5 protein-coding genes are annotated in these 7,659 nt (G+C 26.8%); 1 reads left to right on the top strand and 4 read right to left on the bottom strand.

Annotated features, from left to right (window positions below; translation table 11 throughout):
• Positions 1-1,397: 1,397 nt before the first annotated feature.
• From Q1A46_RS19435 to Q1A46_RS19420, 4 genes are all read right to left on the bottom strand, one after another.
• Positions 1,398-2,117, bottom strand: a complete 720-nt coding sequence (locus Q1A46_RS19435; protein ID WP_299683040.1) for a LytTR family DNA-binding domain-containing protein — start codon at positions 2,115-2,117, stop codon at positions 1,398-1,400.
• A gap of 15 nt (positions 2,118-2,132) precedes the next feature.
• A complete protein-coding gene (locus Q1A46_RS19430; RefSeq protein ID WP_299683038.1) occupies positions 2,133-2,456 on the bottom strand; it encodes an Hpt domain-containing protein in 324 nt (107 codons plus the stop codon).
• Positions 2,457-2,459: 3 nt separating this feature from the next.
• Positions 2,460-4,826 carry a PAS domain S-box protein gene (locus tag Q1A46_RS19425; RefSeq protein WP_299683036.1) on the bottom strand — a complete coding sequence of 789 codons (2,367 nt, stop codon included), beginning with the start codon at positions 4,824-4,826 and terminating at the stop codon, positions 2,460-2,462.
• Positions 4,827-4,917: 91 nt separating this feature from the next.
• Positions 4,918-5,331, bottom strand: coding sequence for a response regulator (locus Q1A46_RS19420; RefSeq protein ID WP_299683034.1), 414 nt, complete (start codon positions 5,329-5,331; stop codon positions 4,918-4,920).
• A gap of 133 nt (positions 5,332-5,464) precedes the next feature.
• Here Q1A46_RS19420 and Q1A46_RS19415 point away from each other — a divergent pair, with 133 nt between their 5' ends.
• Positions 5,465-7,612: a thioredoxin domain-containing protein gene (locus Q1A46_RS19415; RefSeq protein ID WP_299683032.1), complete on the top strand. Its 2,148-nt coding sequence runs from the start codon at positions 5,465-5,467 to the stop codon at positions 7,610-7,612.
• Positions 7,613-7,659: the final 47 nt, after the last annotated feature.

Genomic DNA, 7,659 nt, shown 5'->3' with positions numbered 1-7,659 from the left:
TACTTACTTACTTACTTACTTACTTACTTACTTACTTACTTACTTACTTACTTACTTACTTACTTACTTACTTACTTACTTTCAACACTGTAAAGATACTATGGAAATGATGTTTAATACTTTGAATTTCGACACATACAGAAGTAAATTATGTTTAAAACGCATTGAGTGTCGGTAAGTTGTAAAATCGGTATGCATGAAACACTACAAACTGTCAATAATAAAAGATTAATAGAAAAGACTGGAAGAAAGAGATTTATTATTAGAATGAAAATATTACGTATTAAAAAACCTTTTGCAATTTGGGGTTTGCAAAAGGCTTTATTAATCAACCAAATAAATCTAAAAACCTTCAATTATTAGAAGGGTATTTTCAAATAATGAAAAAAACAAAAACTTTTATGTATATATATTTTATACTTTATATTTCTTATTTACACTTCAAAGATACAGACAGTTAAAGGTTGAAATTCAACTTTTTAGATGTTATACAACTTACTTTAGATAAACGGTTTAAAACACTCGTTAAACTGAAAAATGTGATTTCTTATATAAAAATCTAATAATTAAACAACAATAAAAAAACCTTTTGCAATTGGGGTTTGCAAAAGGTTTTATTAATCAACCAAATAAATCTAAAAACCTTCAATTATTAGAAGGGTATTTTCAAATAATGAAAAAAACAAAACTTTTATGTATATATTTTATACTTTTTATTTCTTATTTACATTTCAAATATACAGACAGTTAGAGATTAAATTTCACCTTTTTAGTTATTGTACTATTTACTTTAGACAAACGGTTTGAAACACTCGTTGAACTGAAAAATGAGATCACATTACAAAAAATAACGAACAATAAAAAACCTTTTGCAATTGGGGTTTGCAAAAGGTTTCATTAATCAACCAAATAAATCTAAAAACCTTCAATTATTAGAAGGGTATTTTCAAATAATGAAAAAAACAAAACTTTTATGTATATATTTTATACTTTTTATTTCTTATTTACATTCAAATATACAGACAGTTAGAGATTAAATTTCACCTTTTTAGTTATTGTACTATTTACTTTAGACAAACGGTTTAAAACACTCGTTAAACTGATTTACACTTCTTTTTAAAAAGAAAAAACCCTTCTTAACAGAAGGGTTTATAATCAACCAAATAAATCTAAAAACTCCACTTATTTTGTGAAGTGGGAATTCAAATAATGAAAAAAACAAATTTTAAGAGGTACCTCTCTAATATTTAATTTGAACTTTTAACTTAAATACTATATAAATATATATACATATAAAGCTAAAACATTAAATATTCGATGTAGTCAAATTATAACATAGACAAAAGGAAGACCTTAAGTCGATGAATGGTAAAACACTAAAAATGTGGATTCTAAGATTACAATAAATTTAATCTTTTCATTAATTCAGAACGATTAGACCTACTTACTGGTATTACATCTTTTTCTATAAGAACACTATTATCTTCTATATCAACTATCTTTTTCAAGTTAATTATATATGACCTGTGCACTTTTAAGAATAAGTCATTAGGTAGTTTCTCTTCTATTTTCTTTAATGTAGAATGAACTGTGTAGTTTTTATCTTTAGTTTTAATTAAAATATAATCTCCTTTAGCTTCAACTATATTAATACTAGGAATTTCTATTTTAATTAATCTTCTATCAATGTTTATATACAACTGTTGATCTTCTTCTTTGGCCTCTTCTTTAGTTCCATTTGAGTTATTCTGAGTAGCTTCAGAAAAAGTAAACTTTTTAGCTTTTTCAACTGCTTTAACAAAACGCGGTAAAGTAATTGGTTTTACTAAGTAATCAACTATACATTCATATTCAAAAGCATCTATTGCAAACTTTTGATCTGATGTAGTTAAAATAATTCTTGGTGGATTCTTTAATGTTTGAATTAAATCAAAACCTGTAAAATCTGGCATATGAATATCTAAAAAGATCAGATCTACTTCATTCTGGTTTAAATACTTTATTGCTTGCAAAGCATTAGAAAATTCTTCTAACACAGTTAAAGATCCTTCACTTTTACAAAGTTGATTTACTATTGTTCTTGCAGTGGATTCATCATCAATAATTAAACAATTCATGTATTTAAATAGTTTTTACGCATTGCCTAAAAAATTAGACATTTTGGTTAATAATTCCAGAAAATCAGTGTGACCTTTCATATCTCCTTCTAAGAGTTCTTTTTCGTACGCTACAGCTGATTCATATGATTTTTCTAAGCCTAAAATACTAATTTTATGTTTAATTTTATGAACTATCTCAGCTATTTGTTTAAATTCCTGTTTTTCAACATGATTTTTATACGTATCTATCTCCTCTGGAAGTTCACTTTTTAAAATCGAAAGCATTTTTTCTTCAAATTCTTGATCTCCACCAGAAAGCTCTTTAATGTAGTTTAAATTTGGTTGTTCTGAATTCATATTTTATTTCTTAAATTCTATGTAAAATGTTGTTCCTACCCCCTCTTCACTTTCTAACCATATTTTCCCGTTGTAGACATCTACTATTTTTTTAACAATTGAAAGTCCAATCCCTGTAGAATCTTTATGATTTCCTAAAGACTGAAAGACCTCAAAAATTTTAGCATGGTACTCTTTCTTAATACCAATACCGTTATCTCTTACACTAAATATATAACTTTTCTTTTTTTCTTTAACACTAACAGCAATCAATCCTTCATCTTTATCAATATAATTTACTGCATTACTCATTAAATTTTGAAAAAGCTGTTGAATTCTTACTTTATCAGCTTTAATTTTAGGTAAGTTTTTATCTATTTTAATTTTGATGTGTTTAGGCACATAAATTAATTTGCTAATCCCTTCTATGACTTTATAAGTATCTACTTCTTCAGAAGGAGCTCCATCATTATTAATACTAGAATAATTAAGAATATCGTTAATTAAACGTTCCATTTTTTCAACTACTTCTTGAATCATATCAACGTTTTTAACACCTCCATCTCCTAAACTTTCACCATAATCTTCCTTCAACCAACTTGTTAAAGCAGAAATACTACGTAAAGGAGATTTTAAATCATGAGAAACTATATGTGCATACTCCTCAAGCTCTACATTTCTTTGTTCTAATTTTCTTAATAATTCTTCTTTCTGCGATTCTAATTTTTTGATATGGGTAATATCTAAAACGATTCCTATAGAACCTGTAATTTCACCTTGAATATCAAAGTTTGGAGCAGCACTAACTAATAATACTTTTTCTTGATTAAGATTATTGATAAACTTAAATTCATATGAACCCGATTTTCTTCCTTTTTTATCTTTATTTCTTTGTTGAATAAAATCGATAATCTTTTCCTTTTTGAAAAGATCTCTAATGTCTTGTTCTAAAATTTGTTCTTCATCAAAACCAGTCATTTTCATAAAATTATTGTTCGCTGACAATATTTTATTTCTTCTATCAAGTTCTACTAATCCTAATTTTAGATTGGCTATAATATTACTATATCTTCTTTTATGAGTCTCTAAGCTTTTTCTATAATTTCTTGATAGAGTAACATCTCTGTATGTCCAAAGATGTCCTTTATATTCATCGTCTTTAGAAATTGGAATATAATCTCTTTCTAAGATTCTACCATCAACTAACCTCAACTCATCTCCTAATACAACTTTCTTGTCTTTTATAAGTTTATTGATTCTAGCAGCAAAATAATCTGGTCTTTCAAAAAGATATTTTGTTTCATCAAGCATTTTTAAACAGTTCAACCCAATTAACTCAGACGGTTCCATTGGAATTGAAAAAATTTCGCACATTTTTTTATTAGAGATTACAATTTCTCGCTTCTCATTTTCTAATAAAACCGCACTATCTAAATTTGATATTAATGAAGTTAATCGATTCTCTGACTCAATTAAGCGTTGTTTAGCTAATTTATTTTCTGTTATATCCTCAACAGTTGCTACTTGGAATTTTACATTACTTTCTGGACTCTTTACAGAATTCACAACAGTTTTAGCCCATAAAATATCTCCATCTTTTCTTATGTATCGTTTCTCTTGTGTGAAATTACTAATCTCTCCTGATGAAATTTTACCTCTTAAAATCCTTGAAGCTTCTCTATCATCTGGATGTGTAAATTCATTTACTGTTAAAGCACGCATCTCTTCTAAAGTATACCCTAACATTTTGGTTATTGTATTATTAGCAAATACAAAATCGTCGTCTTGTTCTTCAGATAAAACAATACCAATAGGAGAATTATTAAAAATGATATCAAGTTGATGTTTTTGCTCTTCTAATAACTCTTTAATTGCTATTTCTTCTGTTATATCTCTAGCAATTCCGTGCGCTCCAATAATTTGACCAGAATTATCGTGAACTAAGCTACAGTTAACCTCTAAGGTTTTTATAGTTTTATCTTTTGTTATTATTCTAGACCTGTACTTTGAATAAAATCCTTGTTGAATTAAATTTTGAAAAGCTTTTATCGTATACTCGTAATCGTCAGGATGAACGACTTTCATTAAATTCAGAGGAGTATCGGCATTATATTCATAACCAAACATGGTAATGGCTACGTCATTCATTTTAATTACCTCTCCTTTTAGGTTAATTAAAACAAATGCATCATTTATATTTTCAAAAATTCCTTTGAGTTCAGAATCTTTCTGTAATAATTCCTCTTGAAGAAGTTCTGCTTTTTCCTTTAGAGTTTTAATCTTTGTTTCAGACTGTTCAACGTAAGTTTTTAATTTCTCCTCAGCATCTATTCTTGCTTGTCTTTCGTTTTCTAAAGCCTTTCTTAAGTCATTACTAACGATATCATCCATATTTTTTTGGATATAGTTTAAAACTAGTATATCCCATAAATATATGGGACAAGTTTGATAAAGATTACACTAATGAAAAAGACTAAAATTATTATACTGTAATTAACTCATTAGCACTCCAGTAAGATAATACTTTTATTAATTTATTTTGATAATCTTCATATTTAAGTGGTTTAACCATGTAACCTGCAATACCTATTTTATAACATTCTAACATATCTTTTTGATTTGTAGAAGTAGTAAGAATAATAGTTGGTAAGAATTTTAAAACGTCATCATTTTTAAGAATCTTTAAAAACTCGATACCGTTTATTTTAGGCATATTCAGATCTAGAAGAATGATATTTGGCAAATTGTCTTTATCTTCAAGTATTTTCAAAGCTTCTTCGCCATTATTTGCTTCAATAACGTGATGCTTTGAATCTAATTTAGATAAAATTCGGTTGAATTTCATTACTTCTATTTGGTCATCTTCAATTAACAATATTGTTAATTTTCTTTGCATTTTTTTATATTTTAGGTAGCTTAATCTGCAATTTAATATAATAGTGCTCGTAATATATTTTCTTTAGTTTAAACCTTTATATTTAACGATAAAATGTAGAAAAGTATAGACGAATAGTTTTTATCATTAACATATGTTTACAAAACAACACATAAAAAAATCAACAACAATTGTCTTTAAATTCTGTATCGTTTCGTTTCTTTTGATTGCTTTTAGCTGCAAATTAGAAGAAAAGAATAAAAACACAGAAAAACACCAGTATACTAATTCTTTAATTAACGAATCTAGCCCGTATTTATTGCAACATGCACACAATCCTGTTAACTGGTTTCCTTGGGATAAAAAATATTTAAATCAAGCAAAAAAAGAAAACAAATTAGTGTTATTATCTATTGGTTATTCTTCTTGTCATTGGTGTCATGTTATGGAAAAAGAAACTTTTGAAGACAAAGAAGTTGCTGAATTCATGAACAAAAACTTTATCAATATCAAAATTGATCGAGAAGAACATCCTAACGTTGATAAAACCTATTTAACAGCTGTTCAAATTATGACAGGAAATGGTGGTTGGCCTTTAAACTGTGTTATTTTACCTGATGGAAAACCTATTTGGGGTGGAACATATTTTAATAAAGAAAATTGGTTAACTTCTTTAAAAGAAATACAACGACTTTATGAAGAAAATCCTGGGCGAGCAAAAGGTTTTGCTAATCAATTAACAGAAGACTTAAAATCACTACAAGAATTTAGTAACACAAATTTAAATCAGGAGTTCTCTAGAGATAAACTTGATAATTTTATAACTGATTGGAAAACAAAATTAGATTCTGTTAATGGTGGTTTAATTGGAAATAATCAATTTCCTAGAGCTAGTAATTATCAATTCTTATTAAGGTATGCTCATCAAAAAGATGATAAAAAACTAGAAAATTTTATTTACAAAACATTAAATAAAATGGCTAATGGTGGATTAAATGATCATTTAGCTGGAGGCTTTGCTAGATATACTGTAGATAATAAATGGCATATTCCTCATTTTGAGAAAATGCTTTATGATAATGCACAATTAATTTCTCTTTTTTCTTATGCTTATCAACTCACTAAAAACCCGCAATATAAAGCAGTTATTTATAAAACTTTTGATTTTATAGATCAGGAACTTTATAACAACGGATTATATTTTTCGTCTTTAAATGCCGATAGCGAGAATGAAAATGGTGAGTTGGAAGAAGGTGCCTATTATACCTGGGAAAAAGAAGAATTACAGCAATTAATCACCACTGATTTTAATCTTTTTGAATCTTACTTTGGAATTGATAGCGTTGAAACTATTGAAGGAAAACATACCTTAGTTAAAGTTTATAATGATGATGTTTTCAGTAAAAATCATCAATTATCTGTAGAGGATTTACAACTAAAAATTAACTCATGGACCTCTACTTTATTAAACGTTAGAAATAAAAGAATTAAACCTACTACAGATCAAAAGATTTTAACGGCTTGGAATGCTTTATTATTACAATCATTTGTAGATGCATATAAAGTTTTTGGTGATAATAAACTTAAAGTTAAAGCAATAGAATGTGCAGAAACCATTAAAAAGAAAGCTATTTCTAATACCGGAGAAATTACAAGAAGCGTTACAACTACCGATAAAAATATTAAAGGATATTTGGAAGATTATGTTTTACTAGCTCAGAGTTTTATTTCTCTTTATGAAATTTCTTTGGATGAAAAATGGCTTCAGGAAGCAAAAAAAATTACTGAGACTACTTTTACAAATTTCTTCAATACAGAAAATGATTTCTTTAACTACACTGCTAAAAATAGTGATCAATTAATTTCTAATAATTTTGAGATTGAAGACATTGTAATTCCTTCTTCAAATTCTGTAGCTTGCAAAAATCTTTTCAAGCTTGGGCATTATTTTGGCAATAATGAATATTTAAAATTAAGCGAAAAAATGCTACAAAAAATGTTACCTAAAATAGAAAAGTATCCGCATATTTATTCTAACTGGTTAGATTCTTATTTAAACTTAAGTTATCCTTTTTATGAAACAGCTATTTCAGGTAAAAACGCTTTGAATAGATTAAAAGAACTACATCAAAATTATATTCCAAATCATTTAATAATTGGAAGTACCGAAAATAGTGACTTACCGCTATTAAAAGGGAAATATAACACTGAAAAAACATTGATTTATGTTTGTGTAAATAAGGCTTGTAAATTACCTACAGAAGATATTCATAAGGCTATTTCTATGTTGAAAAAGAACTAATTTTATAAAACATAGAAATAACTATATTTTTTTTAAAATCGTATTTA

The sequence above is a fragment of the uncultured Tenacibaculum sp. genome (genome assembly GCF_947502995.1).
GTDB lineage: Bacteria > Bacteroidota > Bacteroidia > Flavobacteriales > Flavobacteriaceae > Polaribacter.
Note: the sequence above shows the minus strand (reverse complement) of the source record. Positions and strands in the feature narration are given on the sequence as shown.

What these genes read in the sequence shown, in the direction of transcription:
- Q1A46_RS19435 (WP_299683040.1), bottom strand. Translation starts at nt 2,117, where the DNA reads ATGAATTGTTTAATTATTGATGATGAATCCACTGCAAGAACAATAGTA.
- Q1A46_RS19430 (WP_299683038.1), bottom strand. Translation starts at nt 2,456, where the DNA reads ATGAATTCAGAACAACCAAATTTAAACTACATTAAAGAGCTTTCTGGT.
- Q1A46_RS19425 (WP_299683036.1), bottom strand. Translation starts at nt 4,826, where the DNA reads ATGGATGATATCGTTAGTAATGACTTAAGAAAGGCTTTAGAAAACGAA.
- Q1A46_RS19420 (WP_299683034.1), bottom strand. Translation starts at nt 5,331, where the DNA reads ATGCAAAGAAAATTAACAATATTGTTAATTGAAGATGACCAAATAGAA.
- Q1A46_RS19415 (WP_299683032.1), top strand. Translation starts at nt 5,465, where the DNA reads ATGTTTACAAAACAACACATAAAAAAATCAACAACAATTGTCTTTAAA.